General features: G+C 36.9%; 19 protein-coding genes. 1 reads left to right on the forward strand and 18 read right to left on the reverse strand.

Annotation, left to right across the window (positions count from 1 at the left end):
• Window positions 1–110 precede the first annotated feature (110 nt).
• The 16 genes from J2Z38_RS09190 to J2Z38_RS09265 all read right to left on the reverse strand — a co-directional run bounded on the left by J2Z38_RS09190 (window position 111) and on the right by J2Z38_RS09265 (window position 17,356).
• Window positions 111–485, reverse strand: a complete 375-nt coding sequence (locus tag J2Z38_RS09190; RefSeq protein WP_209774985.1) for a hypothetical protein — start codon at window positions 483–485, stop codon at window positions 111–113.
• 163 nt (window positions 486–648) lie between these two features.
• Complete coding sequence (locus tag J2Z38_RS09195; protein ID WP_209774987.1) at window positions 649–963, reverse strand: hypothetical protein; 315 nt, start codon at window positions 961–963, stop codon at window positions 649–651.
• 9 nt (window positions 964–972) lie between these two features.
• Window positions 973–1,560, reverse strand: coding sequence for a ribosome biogenesis GTP-binding protein YihA/YsxC (gene yihA / locus J2Z38_RS09200; RefSeq protein ID WP_209774988.1), 588 nt, complete (start codon window positions 1,558–1,560; stop codon window positions 973–975).
• Window positions 1,557–3,887, reverse strand: a complete 2,331-nt coding sequence (gene lon / locus J2Z38_RS09205) for an endopeptidase La (protein WP_209774990.1) — start codon at window positions 3,885–3,887, stop codon at window positions 1,557–1,559. The genes yihA and lon overlap by 4 nt, the downstream gene beginning before the upstream one ends.
• A 53-nt stretch (window positions 3,888–3,940) precedes the next feature.
• The gene (gene clpX, locus J2Z38_RS09210) at window positions 3,941–5,155 is read right to left on the reverse strand and encodes an ATP-dependent Clp protease ATP-binding subunit ClpX (RefSeq protein WP_233463520.1); all 1,215 of its coding nucleotides are present in this window, start codon (window positions 5,153–5,155) and stop codon (window positions 3,941–3,943) included.
• A gap of 1 nt (window position 5,156) precedes the next feature.
• A complete protein-coding gene (gene clpP, locus J2Z38_RS09215; RefSeq protein ID WP_209774992.1) occupies window positions 5,157–5,753 on the reverse strand; it encodes an ATP-dependent Clp endopeptidase proteolytic subunit ClpP in 597 nt (198 codons plus the stop codon).
• Window positions 5,754–5,801: 48 nt separating this feature from the next.
• Entirely contained in the window at window positions 5,802–7,151 is a 1,350-nt protein-coding gene (tig, locus tag J2Z38_RS09220; RefSeq protein WP_209774994.1) for a trigger factor, read from the reverse strand.
• Window positions 7,152–7,203: 52 nt separating this feature from the next.
• Complete coding sequence (locus tag J2Z38_RS09225; RefSeq protein ID WP_225304659.1) at window positions 7,204–8,532, reverse strand: CCA tRNA nucleotidyltransferase; 1,329 nt, start codon at window positions 8,530–8,532, stop codon at window positions 7,204–7,206.
• Complete coding sequence (locus tag J2Z38_RS09230) at window positions 8,519–9,511, reverse strand: CdaR family protein (protein ID WP_209774997.1); 993 nt, start codon at window positions 9,509–9,511, stop codon at window positions 8,519–8,521. Before J2Z38_RS09230 ends, J2Z38_RS09225 begins: the two co-directional genes overlap by 14 nt.
• Window positions 9,504–10,295, reverse strand: coding sequence for a diadenylate cyclase CdaA (gene cdaA / locus J2Z38_RS09235; protein ID WP_209774999.1), 792 nt, complete (start codon window positions 10,293–10,295; stop codon window positions 9,504–9,506). Before cdaA ends, J2Z38_RS09230 begins: the two co-directional genes overlap by 8 nt.
• A 178-nt stretch (window positions 10,296–10,473) precedes the next feature.
• Entirely contained in the window at window positions 10,474–10,941 is a 468-nt protein-coding gene (locus J2Z38_RS09240; RefSeq protein ID WP_209775001.1) for a GNAT family N-acetyltransferase, read from the reverse strand.
• Between the two features lie 40 nt (window positions 10,942–10,981).
• Window positions 10,982–11,932: an alpha/beta hydrolase gene (locus J2Z38_RS09245; protein ID WP_209775002.1), complete on the reverse strand. Its 951-nt coding sequence runs from the start codon at window positions 11,930–11,932 to the stop codon at window positions 10,982–10,984.
• 129 nt (window positions 11,933–12,061) lie between these two features.
• A complete protein-coding gene (locus J2Z38_RS09250; protein WP_209775004.1) occupies window positions 12,062–12,856 on the reverse strand; it encodes a ZIP family metal transporter in 795 nt (264 codons plus the stop codon).
• 8 nt (window positions 12,857–12,864) lie between these two features.
• Window positions 12,865–15,240, reverse strand: coding sequence for a glycogen/starch/alpha-glucan phosphorylase (locus tag J2Z38_RS09255; RefSeq protein ID WP_209775006.1), 2,376 nt, complete (start codon window positions 15,238–15,240; stop codon window positions 12,865–12,867).
• Between the two features lie 321 nt (window positions 15,241–15,561).
• Window positions 15,562–16,158 carry a hypothetical protein gene (locus tag J2Z38_RS09260; protein ID WP_209775007.1) on the reverse strand — a complete coding sequence of 199 codons (597 nt, stop codon included), beginning with the start codon at window positions 16,156–16,158 and terminating at the stop codon, window positions 15,562–15,564.
• Window positions 16,139–17,356: an AI-2E family transporter gene (locus J2Z38_RS09265; RefSeq protein WP_209775009.1), complete on the reverse strand. Its 1,218-nt coding sequence runs from the start codon at window positions 17,354–17,356 to the stop codon at window positions 16,139–16,141. Before J2Z38_RS09265 ends, J2Z38_RS09260 begins: the two co-directional genes overlap by 20 nt.
• A gap of 87 nt (window positions 17,357–17,443) precedes the next feature.
• Between J2Z38_RS09265 and J2Z38_RS09270 the strand changes: the two genes are divergently transcribed.
• A complete protein-coding gene (locus J2Z38_RS09270; RefSeq protein WP_209775011.1) occupies window positions 17,444–18,058 on the forward strand; it encodes a thiamine diphosphokinase in 615 nt (204 codons plus the stop codon).
• Window positions 18,059–18,138: 80 nt separating this feature from the next.
• Here J2Z38_RS09270 and J2Z38_RS09275 read toward each other — a convergent pair whose 3' ends face one another.
• Both J2Z38_RS09275 and J2Z38_RS09280 read right to left on the reverse strand, forming a co-directional pair.
• On the reverse strand, window positions 18,139–19,365 hold the full coding sequence (locus tag J2Z38_RS09275) for an AI-2E family transporter (protein WP_209775013.1): 1,227 nt from the start codon (window positions 19,363–19,365) through the stop codon (window positions 18,139–18,141).
• A 38-nt stretch (window positions 19,366–19,403) separates the two neighbouring features.
• On the reverse strand, window positions 19,404–19,862 hold the full coding sequence (locus tag J2Z38_RS09280) for an Asp23/Gls24 family envelope stress response protein (RefSeq protein ID WP_209775015.1): 459 nt from the start codon (window positions 19,860–19,862) through the stop codon (window positions 19,404–19,406).

Raw genomic sequence — 19,862 nt, forward strand, 5'->3', positions numbered from 1 at the left:
TTAAAACAAAATTAAACGGAATGTCCCCTGTCATGTACAGATTACATTCCGCTTAAAATATTATTAAATTATTCCGTGTTTACGGGTTCAGGTCAAAATCACCTACTTTTTTAATAAGCATTTTCTATCATCTTGTATGATTCATAGAACAAAAGGGCTGATGCTAGGCCTACTAGGACTATGAATTTTATATCAAGGCTTATGGCTAAATATATGGCTAGGATATTTAAAAATACCGCTATGTAATACCTATAAGTATCTTTTTTAGGAAGGTCCCCCAGATAGGTCCCAATTTTTCTATCAACTCTGATGCCAAGATATTTTTGATAGAGCACAAAAATTAAGGACCAGATTAGGAAAATGACAAAGAAATACCACTTATCATAGACCTTTATGGTATAAACCGATGCCATAATCAATATCCACATTCCTATTAAAAAACCCAAATAAACTCGTTTTTGTTTGGAAGATAAATTTCTTGCCATAAATTTCCCCTTTCCTTTTCTTTTTATATTTATACCCAGTATAGCCCCCTCAAAAAAAAGAAGGCCTGAGCCTTCTCATTGTAAATATTCTGTTAAAATGATTCCCTTATTTATGGGATTCCTCCTAGCTATGCACGTCGGAATGACGGGTTGTAGGATTTTCTTATTTATGTTTTCCTTTAATCCTAGCCCTATCCAAGCATAGGCTTACTAGGACCATAAGGGCAAATTCTTTTAAGTTTGGTAGCCTTCTATTTGTAAATCCAGCTATTAAAAGACTATAGGTAACAAATATGAAAAGACATTCAAGAATTTCATAGATTATTATCTTATTTCTAGAAGATTTATCGCTTCTAATTTTAACCAAGGCCTTGTCATAGGTCTTGGAAATTAAAAAGGAAATTATAATAACTGCCAAGAGGTTAAAAACGAGTATATGATTATCAAAAAAATCTCTAATTTGATTTAAAAATCCCATATATTCCCCTTAGGCATTTATTATAACTTCAACCTGCTCTTCCAAAACGTCCTTATTGTGTTTGGTCTCTGAAGAATAGGCGAAGATTAGGCCTTCGTCTTTGATTTCTAGTTTCTTTTTGATTTGATTTATGTGTTTTTGGATTTGGCCCTTGGAAATTTTGTCAAACTTGGTTGCTATTACAAAACCCATGAAGCCCGAATCAATAATCCATTCATACATTTGCTTATCTAGGGCTGTTGGCTCGTGGCGAATGTCTACTATCAAAAATACTTCCTTGAGGTTTTCCCTGTCGTGTAGATATTCGTTGATTAGCTTATCCCACTTGGCCTTTTCTGCCTTGGATACTTTGGCAAAACCGTAACCAGGTAGGTCCACAAGCCTAAATGAGTCATTTACCCTATAAAAATTTATAGTCCTGGTCTTGCCTGGTTTGGAAGATGTCCTTGCGATAGCCTTCCTATTAGAAAAAGAATTTATAAAGGAAGACTTGCCGACATTGGACCTACCTACAAAGGCGATTTCAGAAAGAGAATCTTTTGGCCATTGGGCCTTAAAACCTGCCACTTGTTCGAGTTCTATATTTTTAATTTTCATATAAGGGCCCTTTCGATTACTTCAGACACGTTTGTAACAGGGATGAAATTAATCTTATCCCTGATTTCCTTGTCGATGTCTTCTGTATCTCTCTCGTTATCCTTTGGAATAATCACGTTTTTGATTCCATAAGCATATGCTGCGAGTGCCTTTTCCTTAAGGCCACCTATAGCAAGAACATCACCTGTGATAGTGACTTCACCAGTCATGGCAAGGTTATTTTTAACTTTCCTGCTTGTAAGGGCTGAGGCGATTGCTGTTGTCATTGTAATACCTGCAGAAGGACCGTCCTTTGGAGTTGCCCCTTCTGGAACGTGGACGTGGATATCTTTTGTTTCGTAAAATTTACCCTTAATACCGAGTTTATCTGCATTAGATCTGATATATACAAGGGCTGCTTGACCTGATTCCTTCATGACATCGCCAAGAGATCCTGTAAATTCAACATTACCCTTACCTTCCATGACGTTGGCCTCAACTGTAAGCATAGTTCCTCCAACAGAAGTCCAAGCAAGGCCATTTACAACGCCAATCTTTTCTTCTTTTGAGATGTGGTCGTCGATAAATTTCTCACGGCCTAAAAATCTGGTGTAGTTTTGCATGGTGACTCTGACAGTCTTTTTGCCTTCGAGGATTTCCTTGACTGCACGCCTACAAATCTTGCCAATTAGCCTTTCAAGCTCCCTTACACCTGCTTCTCTAGTATAGGCCTTGATAACTCTTTCTATAACCTTATCCGAAATCGAAAATTCTTCTTCTTTTAGTCCAGTATTTTCCATTTGCTTTTTCACCAAGTATTTTTTGGCAATATTTAATTTCTCACTTGGGGTATAGCCAGATAATTCAATAACTTCAAGCCTATCAAATAGGGCATCTGGAATTTGATTGATGTCATTGGCTGTAGTTAGGAAAAATACATCTGATAGGTCAAAAGGTATATCCAAATAGCGGTCGATAAATTTATCATTTTGCTCTGGGTCAAGGACTTCAAGCAATGCGCTTGATGGGTCACCCCTAAAATCTGAACCTAATTTGTCTATCTCATCTAAGAGGAAAACTGGATTTTTAACTCCAATGCGATTAATATTGGCAATGACTCGGCCTGCCATTGCCCCAACATAGGTTCTCCTGTGGCCTCTGATTTCAGATTCATCAGTCACTCCGCCAAGTCTCATTGAGACAAATTCACGGTTTAGGGCACGGGCAACAGATTTTGCAATAGAAGTCTTACCAACTCCTGGAGGGCCAACAAGACAAATTATAGATCCCTTTACAGATTTATTTTTAATCTTAACTGCAATTGACTCTAGGATTCTTTCCTTGACGTCTTTTAGGCCGTAGTGGTCTTGGTCTAAGATTTCTGTAGCCCTTTTTATATCAAGGCTTTCCTTAGATTTTTTATTCCATGGAAGTCCTACTACAAAATCAAGGTAGGATGAAATGACTCCGTAGTCTGGGCTCATTTCTGGAATTAATTCTAGCCTGTCTAGATCTTTTTCAAGGGACTTTCTCGCCTGTTTATCAAACTTAATCTTTTTTATCTTGGCCCTTAATTCGTCAACTTCGTTTTCAGCCTGGCCAGTTGTAGAAGCGAGTTCCTTTTTAAGGACATCCATCTTCTCTCTAAGATAATATTCCTTTTGAGATTGGTTGATATTTTCAGAAACTGTCCTCTCAATTTCTTCGCCCAGGTTCTTAAGCTCAATTTCCTTATTAATTATCCTGTGAACAAGCTCCATCCTCTCTTTTGCATCAAAAGTAGAAAGAATATCGTAATATTCCTTTGGAGCAAGGTCTAGGTTATAGGTAATTAAATCCACCAACCTGTGGTAGTTTTCAAGCTCAGTCATGCCGTATGCGATTTCATCAGGAATGTCATCGTTAATCATGGTATATTCCCTAAAATCGCTCACCAAAAGTTTGCGAAGAGCCTCTAGGACATCTGTTTTTTCTTGATTTTCTTCTATATATTCATATTTTTCAATCTCACACCTGAGAAAACCTTCAGCTACATGGAGTTTTTTTAATTTTCCAAGGCCTGTTGCCTGGACAAAGACCCTTATATCTCCATTTGGTAGGGGAAAAGTTTCCTTGATTTCAGCTACTATACCGACCTCTTCTAGGCCGTCCTGCTTTGGATTGTCATCAAAAATATCAAGCTGGTTTACCAAAAACAATTCTTCGTTGTTCAGTTTTGCATTTTCTACAGCATTTTTTGATATAGATCTTGATGAGTCAAAATTGAGCATAGTAGTAGGCATAACCCAATATCCTCTAAGGGGAATTAGGGGGAGATTTACTTCACTTATTTTATAAACTTCATTCATATTTGCCTCACTTAGTCAAAAAGGGAAATGACTAGCATTCCCCCTTTGTATCTTTATTTCTTTTTGTATTCTAGTTTACTATGGTCATCGATAGATTCTTTGGTTACAATTACTTCTTTGATTTCGTCCCTAGATGGGATTTCATACATCACATCCAAAAGGAGATTTTCAATAATTGTCCTAAGGCCCCTGGCACCTGTCTTTTGGTCATAGGCTTTTTTCGCAATTTCAGCTATAGCATCATCGTTAAAATGAAGCTTCACATCGTCAAGGTCAAAAAGCTTTTGGTATTGCTTGATTAGGGAGTTTTTAGGCTCATTCAAAATCCTTACAAGGGCGTCTTCGTCAAGGGCATCAAGGCTAACAATAATTGGAACCCTGCCTATAAATTCTGGTATAAGACCGAATTTCAACAAGTCTTCAGTATTTACCATGGATAGGTCGGTTTTTTCCCTCTTTGTAATATCAGCACCAAAACCAATGGTCTTATCAATTTGTCTTTGGTTTATGATATCGCCTATTCCCTCAAAGGCCCCACCTAGGATAAATAAAATATTTGTGGTATCTACCCTTATATATTCTTGGGATGGGTGCTTTCTGCCACCTTGAGGCGGAACATTGGCCTCAGTTCCCTCTATTAATTTAAGAAGGGCTTGTTGGACACCTTCCCCACTAACATCACGGGTTATAGATGGGTTTTCGCTTTTTCTTGTAATCTTATCTATCTCGTCAACATAGATTATACCAAGTTCTGCTGCTTCTATATCATAGTCAGCTGCTTGGACTAATTTTAAGATAATATTTTCTACATCCTCACCAACATAACCTGCTTCGGTAAGACTTGTAGCATCTGCAATGGCAAATGGAACATTAAGCTTTCTGGCAAGAGTTTGAGCAAGGAGAGTCTTACCTGATCCTGTTGGTCCAAGCATTAAAATATTTGATTTTTGTAATTCAACTTCAGAATCTTCTTCATTGCTGGTAATTCTTTTGTAGTGGTTATAAACTGCCACAGATAGGGTTTTTTTTGCATCTTCCTGGCCAATGACATAAGAATCAAGGTAGGCCTTAATATCCTTTGGTTTTGAAAGTTCAAAGTCAAAATCAAAACCATCCTCAATATTATTGTCTTCTTTGATAATCTCAGAGCAAAGCTCAACGCATTCATTGCAAATATATCCATCTGCTCCTGCTATTATCCTTTTGACCTGGCTGGCGTCTTTACCACAAAAAGAACATCTTACCGTACTTTTTTCCTTATCAGCCATTTTACTTATTACTTTCTATAACTTTATCAATTAGGCCGTATTTTAGGGCCTCTTCTGCTGTCATCGCAAAGTCTCTGTCTGTATCTCTTTCGATAGTTTCTAGGTCCTTGCCAGTATTTTCGGCTAGGATTCTGTTGAGATTACCCTTAATTTTAAGGATTTGCTCAGCTTGGATAACTATGTCTGATGCTTGACCTTGGGCACCACCAGATGGTTGGTGGATCATTATATTGGAGTTTGGTAGGGAAAATCTCTTGCCCTTGGCTCCTGAAGATAATAAGACCGCTCCCATTGAGGCTGCCTGGCCAATACAAATTGTAGATACATCTGGTTTTATATAATTCATTGTGTCATAGATTGCAAGACCGCTTGTGACAACTCCACCTGGGGAATTGATATAAAAATGTATATCCTTATTTGGGTCTTCACTTTCTAGGAATAGAAGTTGGGCGATAATTATATCGCTTACTTCATCACGGACCTCTCCAGATAGGAAGATTATCCTATCTTTTAGAAGTCTTGAATATATGTCATAGGCTCTTTCGCCCCTGTTTGTTTGTTCGATAACAGTTGGTACTAAATAATTTTTAGCTAACACTGTGTCTCCTTTCTGGGAAATTCCCTTTGGAAACTGCTAGAAAATCTCTTAGTCTTCCTTTTCTTCTTTTTTAGAATTTTCTTCTACAAATTTGTGGTATTCTTCGTGAGGAAGAGCCTTAGCTTTTGAAGCAAGGAATTCTACAGCTTTTCTTCTCTTAATATTTTCTACAAGAGTATCATCTGATACGTTTTTAGCGAAGATTTCTTTGAATTTTTCAACATCTTCTACGCCGTAGTTTTTAGCAGTTTCTTGTAGTTCTTTTTCTTTTTCTTCGTCAGATACTTCAATATTTTCTTTAAGAGCTACTTCGTCAATTACAAGATTTGCCTTAACTCTAGCTTCTGCTTGAGCCCTATATTGGTCACGGATTTGGTTAATATCCATCTTTGTAAGCTCAATATATTGGCTAAGTGTTAGTCCCATGCCTTGTAGTCTTTGGTCAAGGTTTTGTAATTCGTAGTCTATTTCTCTGTCAACCATGCTCTTTGGTGCGCTTACTTCAGATTTTTCTACTAAAGCTGCTACTGCTTGGTTTTCTCTCATATTTTGAGCATATTCTTTTTTGTCATCAGCTAGTTTTTCTCTTAAATTGTTTTTAAGTTCTTCTAGGCTGTCATATTCTGAAATATCTTTTGCAAATTCATCGTCAAGTTCTGGAAGTTGTTTTTCTGTGATAGAATTAATTTCAACAACAAATTTAGCGTCCTTGCCTTGGAATTCTTTTGCTTGGTAATCTTCTGGGAAAGTTACATTTACATCAAACTTATCGCCTACATTGTGGCCGATAATTTGATCTTCAAATCCTTGGATAAAAGTGTTTGAGCCAATTACAAGGTCATAGCCTTCTGCCTTGCCGCCTTCAAATCTTTCTCCGTCAAGATAGCCATCAAAGTCGATGTTTACCTTATCTTCTGCCTTTACAGGTCTGTCTGTAACTTCAACAAGTCTTGCGTTTTCTTCAAGTTGTCTATCAAGCTCAGCTTTGATATCTTCGTCAGTAACTTCGCTAGAAACTTCTTCGATTACTAGTTCGTCATAGTTTCCAAGAACTGGATGTGGTTTTGTTTCTACTTCTACCTTGAAAGTAATGTCCTTACCTTCTTCGATGTCATCAAGGTCAACTGATGGTTGGTCGATTACTTCAAGACCTAGTTCTTCTACTGCCTTTTCATATGGCTCTGGGAATACTATTTGGATAGCATCATCGTAGAATATTTCTGGACCGTACATTTTTTCAAGAACTCTTCTTGGAACGTGTCCTGGTCTAAAACCATCGATTCTATATCTCTTTTTATTTTTCTTGTAAACTGTGTCTGTTGCTTTCTTAAATTCATCATAGCTTACGTTAAATTCAAACTTTGCTATGTTGTTTTCGTGTGATTTTAATTCTGTCATTTCATCCTCCGTGTACTTTTCTACTCATTGTAATAATATACTACTCATAAGCCTACCTATCAAGCCTTGAACCTAGATTCCTAGCCAAGGTTAATAAAGTATCCCTATCATTTGTTAAATTTTCTTCAAAGACTCTTCTTTCGATTTCTTTTAAAATCTCGCCTACAAGTGGGCCTTCATTAAAGCCAAGCCCTATCAAATCCTTGCCATTTATTGCAAGATCTTTTCTCGATAAGACTGGTTTTCTTTCAAGGATTTCCTTTAATAAGATTCTACCCTTTTCTATGTTTGAAATATCTTCGTGGACTGTGGCCAAAATATCCGCTTCCTGAAGGTCAAAGAGCCTTTTTAAATTATCTTCTCCAAGCCTTCTTAAAAGCCTTGCCACAGATTTTTCAGTATAAGGGTTTGACGAATCCATGTGTCGACCAATTAGGATACCTACATCTTCTATTATCTTTTTTGGATATTTTAAATATTTTAATCTCTTCTCAGCAAGTTCTTGTGAAATTTTTTGGTGACCAAAAAACCTTCCATTGCCGTCCTCATCTAGGAAAAAAGTTGCAGGCTTTCCTATATCATGGAAAAGAGCTGCTAGCCTTGTTACTAGATCTGGAGGAGTTCCCTCCAAGACCTTCAGGCTATGGTCGAAACAGTCAAGATAATGGTGGGGCGAATGTTGGTTGAAACCTACCATTTCCTTCACTTCTGGAAAAATTTCTTCTAGAAGACCAAGCTTATCCAATAGCCTAATTCCCCTGGCAGGATCTGGGCCTATTAGGATTTTATCAAGCTCTGCCGCCTGCCTTTCAACAGAAATATAGGCTAAGTTTTTAGAATTTTTCTTAATAGCCTCTTGCAAATTCTTTTCAATATCAAAACCCAAATTTGCCGCAAATCTCACAGCCCTCAAGGCCCTCAGATAATCTTCACTTATCCTCTCATAAGGATTCCCAACCGCCCTTATGATTTTTTCTTTGATATCCTTTTGACCTCCAAAATGGTCAATCAATTCACCATTCCTAAGAGCCATGGCATTTATAGTGAAATCTCGCCTTTCTAAGTCGCTTTCGATATTATCAGCAAAAACCACCTGGCCAGGCCTTCTCTTATCCTTATAGGAAAAATCCTTCCTAAAAGTAGTAATTTCGTATTCTTGACCATGACCAATGACCCTTATTGTTCCAAATTTTTTTCCAACATCAAGAATTTTTAAGTCCTTAAAAATTTCTTCTATTTGGTCTGGCCTGGCTTTTGTGCTTATATCAACATCAGAAGAGGCCCTGCCCATGATTTTATCACGGACAAAGCCTCCCACTAGGTAGGACTCGTATCCCGCCTTTTCAAGTCTTCTAAGAACTTCTTCTTTATTCAGTGTCATCTCTATCCTTTGTAGATGTTGGGACTTTTTGAACTTCGATTTTATAGGATACAGTGTCGTCCCCATCATAAACCTCAACACCTTCTGGCAAATCAAGTTTAATCTCACCAGACTTTGAAGATCTGATATAGCCCGCAATCAAAGTTTGAGTCGGAATCTCATCTATATCCCTAATTACTTGACCAGGTCCCTTTATAATTATTGTGTCAGGAGAAACAGCTCTCAATGTCTCAACATAGCCATTTGCTATATCTCCCCTCACAATGAAATTGACCTTAACTTTCTTAGTCTCATAGACGTAAAAGGAAAGATTTACATCCTTACTATCAAGATCAGCGCCTTCCACAATCTTGCCCTCCTTATCGAGGACCTTAATAGGTACATTGTGGATTTTGCCGTCAAGGTATTCTGGATCGTCAACATGGACCTCTATCCTATCAACCTGGTTGATTACTGACTCTGGCCCCTTGATTTTAATAACTTGAGGATTTTGCTCATTAACTTCTACAATCTTGCCATCCTTTAATTTATCGGCAATAACAATATTTACCGGCTTTTTTTTCTCAATAATCCTTTGGATATTAAGGTTAATCTTTGATGGATCAACTGAATCAAGATAAATCCCTGTTGGAGTGTCAACCTTAACATCAACTGACTTTATCCCTTCTTTAGCATCCATAACATTTATAGAAGCTTGAATATCATCAGCTTTAAGGCTAACAATATTATCCCTAGAACCAGTTAGCTTTACATTTACAGAAGAAATATCGTCCTTACTTACAATTGTATAGCCCTTTTCTTCAAGCTTATCCTGGTTTTGGATAATAACTGGAATATTCCTAAAAGTCCTGTTAGTTGAAGGATTAGTCGATGTTGTAACATAGGCCCACATGAAAATAGCCACAATTATAGAAAGGATTAAAAGCTGTTTATCGCTATTTGCATTGACCTTCTTAAATTTTTCAAAAAATTTATTCATCTTCTTCCCTCCTTTCAGCAAGTTCATTCCTTAGGCGAATCCTAAGTGAATCTTCATCAAAATACCTATTAATTACTCCATTTTCTGCGATAGAAATATTACCAGTTTCCTCAGAAACAATGATAACAACCGCATCGGATTTTTCAGAAATACCTATAGCAGCCCTATGTCTTGTGCCAAGTTCCTTGGCAATGGTATTGGATGTTGAAAGTGGCAAATAACAAGCTGCCGCAGTAATAGTATTTTCCCTGATAATAACAGCCCCGTCATGGAGAGGTGTATTAGGTATAAAAATATTGATCAAAAGTTCGCTTGAAATATCAGCATTAAGTATAGTTCCAGACTCGATAATATCAGAAAGACCAACCTGCCTTTCAAGAACAACAAGAGCCCCGATTTTTTGCCTAGAAAGAGAACTCATCGCAGAAACAAGCTCATTTATAGAATCCTCATCCTTTTTATTCTTATCACCAGAAAAAATTGACCTACCCCTACCAAGCCTTTCAAGCCCTGTCCTAAGCTCAGGCTGAAAAACAACGATAATAAAAACAAGGGAAACAGTCAAAAACTGGTTCATAACCCAAGAAACAGTATTCAAATTCATAATATCTGCAATAGAAGCAAAGATAAGAACAGAAATAAGCCCCTTCAAAACCTGCTCCGCCCTAGTGTTTTTAAGAATAGAAAAAAGCTTATAAACAACAAAGGCAATCATCGCAATATCAACAATATCCGTAACCCTAATAAGCATAAGGCTAGTAATAAAATTATCCAAAAAATTCATGATAAGTCCCTTCAATAGATTTATTTCTATATAATATAATACTGTTTTTTGTTAGGTTTTTCAGAAAAATTTCTTCCCCATTAAAAAAGAGTCTAATAATAATCATAGACCCTTGATAAAGAATATCCGCTCATAATATGTGAGCATTTATGCCTTTGTAGGATTTTTTATTTAAAAGTCAACCCAAAAATTTAACATAAATCTGACAAGGATTAGCTTCGTCCCAAAGCCTTGGGAAGACTTCTAGTTTTTTGTAGCCCATAGCTTGATAAAAGCTGTTGGTTGCGTCATATTCTTTGTAGTGGCCTGTTTCTACTGTTTTTACTTGAAGATAGCTATAGCCTATTTTTTTGGCTAGGTTTTCAAATCCATCATTTAATTTCTTGCCCAGACCTTGGCGGTGGTATTTCTTTTTTATGCCCATTACAAATATCTCTCCACAATCAGGACTGGTTTCATTTAATACCATAAATCCAACTGAATCGCTTTCTAGCAAACAAGCTAAAAACGGCTTGTCTTGTGATTTTTTGATATAGTCTTCAGTGCTTTCTGGCAATCCAAACCATTCTGTGAGGTCTTCTAAGATTTCCCTTGCTATTTTTTCTTTTTCTTTTTTATCTGATATTTCTTTTATTATAAATTCCATTTTTTCACCTTTTAGAAGATAATCCCCATTTGAATCTTTTTTAATCAGCCTTATCAGCAGAATATTTTTCTAAGAAGTCTTTTACTATTTTCTTATAGCCATCCCTATCATTATAAGGATAGGATGCGTGTTTGTAGCCATCAACTGTGATTAGTTCTTTTTTGTCATCGGCCTTTGCCGCATATAAGTCTTCTGCCATATATGGTGGGGTCACTTTGTCTATCTTAGAATGAGTAATTAACACTGGAATTTCAATATTTTTCATATATTCCCTTCCGTCCATGTCGGCAAAACTTATGCCAAGTTTGACTTTTGAATATAAATCGCCAGTTTTTATCATAAAATCAAGAGGAACACCTTGTTTTTTTGAAATATCTTTCATCACATTTTCTATCATGTCAAAGCCATTAGAAACTGGGCTTTCAAGTATTAGATAGTCAATATTTGTATCGTCTTTCCCTGTAGCAATTACACTTGTAAGTCCTCCATAAGATTCTCCCCAAAGAATTAACTTTCCATCTTGGTATTTTTCACGAATATAGTCGATAACTGCTCTTGTATCTTCGGATTCTAAGAGTCCTGAAGTGTTAAAATCAGCCATGTTTTCTCCAGAATTTCTCTGATCATAGGCGATTGCGTCATAGCCTAATTCTAGGAAAGTGTTCATAATCGGTGCTACAGTTTCTTTTGTGCCACCCATTCCGTGAACTAAAACAGCTATATTCTTATTGCCAGGTTTTTTGGCAAAAATTGCAGGAAGCTTGTGGTCTAAATCTTGAGCTTCTATCTCAATTTTTTCTAGCTTGTAGTTTTTTACTAAATCATCATAATCTTCCTTAAATTCTTGAGAATTTTTTATGGTTTCTTCTCTGCTTACCACATTTGTATAGCCATCAAAAACGGCCTTACCAATAAAGATTGAAATCCCAATTGCTCCTATAATTAATAAGATAAGTAGACCTAAAAATATATTTCTTGCAACTTTTTTCATAAAAACCTCCGGCAGATTATTTTGACTTCCTTTTGCTATTCTACCCCTTATTATAGCACCTATTTGTCAAATCTATGTAAATTCAAGACAAATAAAGAACCCCCGAAGGGATTCTTTGAGAATATATTTTTAGCCTAGCATCACATCTAAAATCATCATTACCACAAAACCTACAGAAAACCCTATGGTTCCTATATTTGTGTGGCTTTCGCCTTCGCCTGTGGCTTCTGGTACTAATTCTTCTACTACCACATACATCATGGCTCCTGCCGCAAAGGCTAGGAGGTATGGGAGGATTGGTACCATTATTGATGATAATAAGATTGTGACAATTGCTGCTATTGGCTCTACTATGCCTGAGAATACTCCCATGCCGAAGGCCTTGTGTTTGCTCACTCCGACTGCCTTAAGTGGCATGGAGATGATTGCACCTTCTGGGAAATTTTGGATGGCTATTCCTATTGATAAGACCATGGCTGCTGCCATTGTAAGATCGCCCTTGCCGTAGAGGACTCCTGCGAAGGACACGCCTACTGCCATGCCTTCTGGGATGTTATGTATAATTACTGCAAGGACCATCATGGTTGTTTTTCTTAGGCTTTCTGCCTTAATTCCTTCTGGATGTTCAGAATCTATATGCTGGTGGGGTATGACTGAGTCTAGGAAGAGCAAAAAGGCAATTCCTACTAGAAATCCCACTACTGCTGGAATCCATGCCATGCGAGCCAGTTTGTCTTCGACCATGTCCATAGCTGGCATAAGGAGGGACCAGATGGATGCCGCCACCATGACCCCTGCTGCAAAGCCAGACAGGCCCTTTTGGACCTTGTCTTTCAGTTCATTTCTCATTATATAGACGCAGGCTGCGCCGAGTGTTGTTCCTATAAAGGGAATCATCACCCCGAGTAATATTTCTGAGTTCATTTTTCTTCCTAGTCTATTTTCCAGATGTCATCAGCGTAGTTTACTATTGTCCTGTCTGATGAGAAAAATCCTGCATTTGCAATATTCTTCAAGCATTTTCTAGACCATTCTAGTTTGTTTCTGTATTCCTTGTTTAATTTCGCTTGGGTTTGTCTATAGGATTCAAAATCTTTTAGTAGGTAGTATTGGTCTGCCCTGTTGCCATTTTGTGGCTTGATTAGTTCGTTATAGATGTCTAAGAAGTAGTAGGTGTCGTTGTCTTTAAATTCTCCACTTACTAGGGAATCTACTACATCTTTGATGTTTTCATCCTTGCTATAGTATTCGAATGGGTTGTATGAATCTGCAATTTCTGCTAGTTCTTCAACTGTAGCCCCAAATCTATAGTTGTTTTCTTCTCCTGCTTCAGCAAAGATTTCTACGTTGGCTCCGTCGAGTGTTCCAAGTGTGATGGCACCGTTTAGCATGAATTTCATGTTTCCTGTACCAGATGCTTCCTTACCTGCTGTTGAGATTTGCTCAGAAACATCAGCTGCTGGGAAGAGTTTTTCTGCGTAGGTTACTCTGTAGTTTTCTACGAAGACAACTTTCATCTTTTTGTTTACATCTGGGTCGTTGTTTACTACTCTTGCTACTTCATTTGCAAGTTTAATTATACCCTTTGCTCTAAAGTATCCTGGAGCTGCCTTACCACCAAAGATAAAGGTTGTTGGTGTGAAATCTAGGTCAGGATTATTTTTGAGCTTGTGGTAGAGGTGGATGATATGAAGGATGTTTAAGTGTTGTCTCTTGTATTCGTGAATCCTCTTGATTTGAATATCGAAGATTGATTCTGGATTTATCTTAATTCCTTCGTTTTCTAGGATATATTTTGCAAGTTGGTTTTTCTTTTCTTGTTTGATATCCCAAAGTTCTTCTAGTACTTTTTCATCATCTAGGTATTTTTCTAGACCCTTTAGTTTTGCTAGGTCTGTCTTCCATGAATCATCGCCAAGTTTTTCTGTGATGAAGTTTGTTAATTCTCTATTTGAGTAAACAAGCCATCTTCTTGGGGTGATACCATTTGTCTTGTTGTTGAATTTCTCTGGGTTAATCCTGTACCATTCTTTGAAAGTGTCGTCTTTTAGGATTTGTGAGTGGATTTCAGCAACACCGTTTACTGAGAAACCTACATAGATAGCAAGGTTTGCCATGTGAACAGTATTGTTGTCCAAAATCCTATAAGGTTTGATTTGCTCTTCGCTAAAGCCTCTTGCCTTTAGTTCTTCAACTAATTTTCCATCTATTTGTTCGATGATTTCTAGACATCTTGGGCTTACTTCTTGAACTAAGTCTTCTGACCATCTTTCAAGAGCTTCTTGTAAAACTGTGTGGTTTGTAAAGGCAAATACCTTTGAAGCAATATTCACAGCATCCTCAAAGAAGATTCCATTTTCATCTACTAATACTCTGATCAATTCAGGAATAGCTATGATTGGGTGGGTGTCGTTAAGTTGGATAACGTGGTATTTTGCAAATTCTTCAAACTTAAGGTCTGTTGGGAAGTCTCTTTTGTATGTTTCTACCATATCTTGGATAGAAGCTGAACAGAAGAAATATTGTTGCTTAAGTCTTAATAGCTTACCTGCCCTTTGCATATCGTTTGGATATAAAACTCTGGTGATGTCCTCTGCCCTATTTTTCTCAGCAACTGCTTGGTCGTATTCAAAGTTGTTGAATTTTGCAAAGTCAAATTCTTCGAATGGTTCTGATTGCCATAGTCTAAGGGTGTTCACAACTCCATTTTCAAAACCAACTACTGGCATATCATATGGAACAGCCTTTACTTGTTGGTCTCTGAACTTAACAATTTTAGCGTCAGAATCAACTCTAATTGACCATCCGTCACCATCTTTAATCCAGCTATCCCCGTGTTCAACTTGGAAGCCTTTTTCGATTTCTTGTTTGAAGATTCCTTCACGGTATCTTACACCATAACCAACTAGGTTTAAGCTTTGGCTGGCAGCTGAGTCCATGAAGCAAGCTGCAAGTCTTCCTAGACCACCATTACCTAGGGCAGCGTCATCTTCGTAGTTTTCTATAGCTTCGAAATCGATTCCGATTTCGCAAAGTAAATCTTTCACTTCTTCATAAATACCTAGGTTGATTAGATTGTTACCAAGTGATCTACCGATTAAGAATTCTGCTGAAAGATAGTAGGCCTTTCTTTCTTTCCTTGCCTTAGCCTTTGTTTCTCTCCAGTCTTTGTTTACAAGACCCATTACTGTCGCACATAAAGCATCGTACCTATCCTTATCTGAGGTATCCTCAAATCTCTTTAGGGTAATCCTTTGCAAGTTTTCCATATACTGCTCGGCAAACTTGTCTTTTGCTAACTTATCCATTGTTCCTCCTATGAATATATATTTTTTATTTTTATCTTTCTTTGCTAGGTTTTCTTTCCTAAGAGCACGGCTATTTTACAGTGGCTAAACATTGCTAATAAATAAAATAAATTTTTGTAACCACACTAAATTAGTAAAAATCTTTACCAGACCTTGTTTTATCAAGAATCCTGCTCATTACCTACTATAGTTTTTTTTGTAAATTTTATCAAGTTTAATTACTTTGTTGGTTTTTGACAAGTGGATATCTCTTGCAATTTCAAGCTTAAGGACCAATAAAAAAACAAATAAAAAGAGCGAGATTTTTCTCCCGCCCTTAGATTATTTTGTAAAATAAATTAAGCCTGTGTAGGTCCTAGCCTGTTTGTAAAAATCTTCTAGGTAAAAAGTGTGACGTCTACCCCAAGAAGAAACCACAACTTCATGCCTGCCGTCCTTTTCATTTAACTCTGTGATGCAAAGTCCGTGGTGGCTTGTGATGTCAATGTCCCTTGATAGCCAATTTATGAGGATGACTGGCGTATCCTTAGCAAGGCCCTCATTTATAAAAGAAATCATTTGGCCAAGGCTTAGTCTTTTTATTAGATTTCCCTCAAGGATCCTGTAGGATAAATTAAGTCCCAAGGCGTGGTTGATGATGTCAATCCTTCTTAGAAGAGATTTTGCTGTTGGCACTCCGTTGGCTTTTGGTCTTATCCTTTTGTAAAATTCGTACTGGGTTTTGTTGTATGTTTCAAAATCAACTGGCCCATATTTGTACAAATAGAAAAAAGAGTTTGTGAAGGCTGTCACAACGCAAGACCTATCCCTAAAAAATTTGGAAAGCCCTTGGTATTTGAGCCATTCTTGGTGGCCACCGTAAAATTTTTCATTATCCCTCATAACTGGGACAAAGTCCCTACTCTTCGTAAGCTTCATCGTTAGTATCTATGTCCTCTATTTTATAAATCTTATCGCCCTTGGCAAGGAGTTTTTCTTCGTCAAAGCCTTTTTCTTCTAGCATGTGGTGAATTTTCTCGTGGCTTAGGGTGTAGATTACTGACACAACTGGGATTGATACCAGCATGCCCCATACTCCAAAGAGTGACCCACCGATTGTAACTGATGCCATAACCCAAACAGCAGGAAGACCAATCTTATTACCAGCTATGGCTGGATAGATGGCGTTTTCTTGGATTTGTTGGATAACCAAGTTGTATATCAAAAATACAAGGGCCTTAAATGGCGATTCTATAAAAATCAAAATGGTTGAAAAGGCTGTTCCAAAAATCGGACCAAAGATTGGGATCAAGTCGGAAAGACCAACTAGGACTGAAATCATGGCCGCATTTGGTAATCTCATCACTGTCATACCCACAAAGGTCAAAATCGATAGGCAAATAACAGCTATAAGCCTTGAAAATAGGTAATCTTTGAAGGTGTTGTAGGATAGTGAGAAGACCTTGTTGATATAGTCTGCCCTCTCTTCGCTCATTATTGCATACAAAATCCTAATGCCATTTATCTTTAGCATACGTTTGTAAATTAGGATAAAAATCGAAAATACAAACATAGTAAAGACACCGATAACACCGCTTGAAACTGAGCTTACAAGGTTTGTTGCCTTTGAGAAAATATCCCCGTCCTTGCCTTGAAGGAAGGAATAAACAGCATTTCTCACATTATACCAACCCACACCATAAAAATTATTCTTAAATTTATTAGCAAAAGGCTCTGTGATCGGATATTTTTTTAGGAGTTTATAAATTTCTTCAACAAAATCTGGCCACCTTATAGAAAAGGTGTAGACAATCTTAATAATTGATGGCACAAGGATGTTTACTAAAATCACCAAGGAGGTTATCACAATTATCCAAGATAAGAGAAGGGCGCAAGTTGAAATAAGCTTCTTGTGCTTGCCGGTCTTATCTAATTTGCCAAAGTGTCTTTCAAAAAAATTCATCGGGATACTTATTATAAAAGCAAGGGCTCCACCTAGGATAAAGGGTTGGATTACTGAGTAAAATTTGCCAAAGGCACCTGCCACATTTCCTATATAGTAAAAGCCAAAATATAATAAGATTCCTATAACTACAACTTTTAATAAGTTTCTTGATTTTAAATCTAATTCTTTCATATTTTCCTCTTTTTCTTTTTCTAGTCCTATCTTACCTTTTTTTGAGAATTTGGCTTCTATAATGTTATAATAAGATAAGGAGGAGCCATGAAAAAATGTTTTATAATTGGCGGTGGGAACTTTGACGGATTTTTTGATCAAGTCACCGACGCCGACCTAGTTATCGCAGCTGATAAGGGCTATAAATACGCCAAGGAGGCTGGGATTTTGCCAGACTATATAATTGGCGATTTTGACTCAGCAAATAAACCCGATTTTAAAAACCTAATCGCCCTAAACCCTATCAAGGACTTTACGGACACAGTCGCAGCCATTGATTTTGCTATAGAAAAAGGCTATAAGGAAATAATAATCTACGCAGGTCTTGGTGGCAGGGAAAGCCACACCATTTCAAATATCAAATCTATGTTTTATTACAAAAAGAAAGGCATAGATATTAGGCTTAAGGCATATGGCAAGGAAATTTTTATTATCGACAAAGATTTTTCCTATAAGTATGATGGGAAAGATTTTTATGTGTCAATTTTTTCCCTAACAGAAAGGTCAATCCTCGATATCAATGGACTTTTCTATGAATTAGAAAATTACGAGATGGCAAATGACGATGCCCTTGGGGTTTCCAATGAGACTAAGGGTTGTGATTTTGAAATAAAAGTCAAAGAAGGAAGTCTCCTTGTAATTTTTGAAGATTTTGACAATTAAAAAAAACTTCTCGTTTTCGAATATTTCCAAATTAAAAACCTTCTTATTTCCATCATTATATGAAAGTAAGAAGGATTTTTTTATCGGTAAGATTTTTCCCTTTCTTCCCTTAGTTCAAGGAAGGTTTTGTTGGTTAATTTTTCTATTTCACCATCAGTGATGTCCCTATCTTTGAGCTTCCTCTTTGTGTTATCTTCTAACAAGGTGTAGAGGACTGTTGCAAGTGGGATGAAGGCAATCATGCCAAATATTCCAAATAATCCACCACCAATAATAACTGATACAAAAATCCATATTGGTGGAAGCCCCTGGTGTTTGCCTATAACAAGGGGATAAAATACCTGTTGTTGGACATTTTGCAAAATTAGGACAAAAATTAGGAAGACCAAGGCCTTGCCTGGTGAAAAGGTAAAGATTAAGATTATTCCAATCGATGTTGCAAGGAAGGCTCCAATATAAGGAATCATATCAAATGCCCCCATTAGGATTGAAATCATGCCAGCTGATGGCATTCTCAAAATAGTCATTCCTATAAAACAGCCAATCCCAAGGGCTATGCAGGATAGAATCCTTGTTTCAAGAAACCTAGCAAAGGAATCGTAGGAAAGTTTGGATACATAAACCAATTGCTTGGCTGTTTTCTCGCTTAGGTTGGCAAAGGCAAGCCTTGCAGCCCCATTTTTAAGTTTTGTCTTATTCATTGAAACATAAAGTGAGAAGACAAAGCCAATTGATAAGGACAAAATTCCCTGAGATACAGAATTGATTATATATCCTGTTTTGTTTAAAAATCCAGAATCAGACCTAAAAAAGTCCTGGAGGATTTTTGTAAAACTCTGGCTTATCCTTTCAATATTGATTGTTTGAAGCCTAGTAGCTATTAAATCAGCCACCTTGGTAAAAATCTTTGATCCATTTAAAAAATCTATCAAGGAATCCATAAATACTGGAATATTTGCTGAAATAACTCCGACAGCCCTTGATAATTCTGGGATTAGGACTGTAAGGACAAGGGTTACTGTAGCAAAAAATATAATCCAAGATAGGATTAGGGACAAAGATCTCCTTAATTTTTCGTGCTTATCGTCTTTTATAAATTTTGTAAAAATTTCATCGTGAAAAAAGTTCATCGGAAGGTTGATGATAAAGGCAATTACAAGGCCGTAGACAATAGGTCTAAATACCTTGTATGCTGCGCCCAGAATTTGTCCTATCCTATCTAGGTAAAAAAATCCAAAAAAGATGCCTATCAATAAGATTCCGATGATGAAATATTGTTTTGTTTTTTCTTCAAATATTTCTCTCATATCCCACCTCAAAAAAGGACCGTCGCCGGCCCTAGGACTTAATAATTATTTGTGTTTTTATCGTTTTCTTTGTCTGATTGTTGTTTTTCTTGATATTCTTTTCTTGTTAAAACGTCAACCACATCAACATTTACTGTCACAACATCAAGGCCAGTCATTTCCTTAACATTTTGGCCAACTGTTCTTTGGATGTCATTAAAGATTTGACGAGCATTTTTACCATATTCGATGATTACATCTAGGTTTATTTTTGCTTCTTTTTCGCCAACTTCTACATTAACACCAGCTGTTGATCTGTCGTTTGAACCAAAAAATGATCCAATAGAATCAGCAAAATTACCCTTCATATCAAGGATACCGTCCACATTGTTGATGGCAATTCTTGCTATTTTGGCAACTACCTTGTCTTCTATGATTAATTTTGATTCTTCGTATTCTAATTCCCTACCGTCGTTAAGGTCTTTTTTTATTTGATCATTGTTTAAATTTTCTGTCAT

The organism is Anaerococcus degeneri, from assembly GCF_017874475.1.
GTDB lineage: Bacteria > Bacillota > Clostridia > Tissierellales > Peptoniphilaceae > Anaerococcus > Anaerococcus degeneri.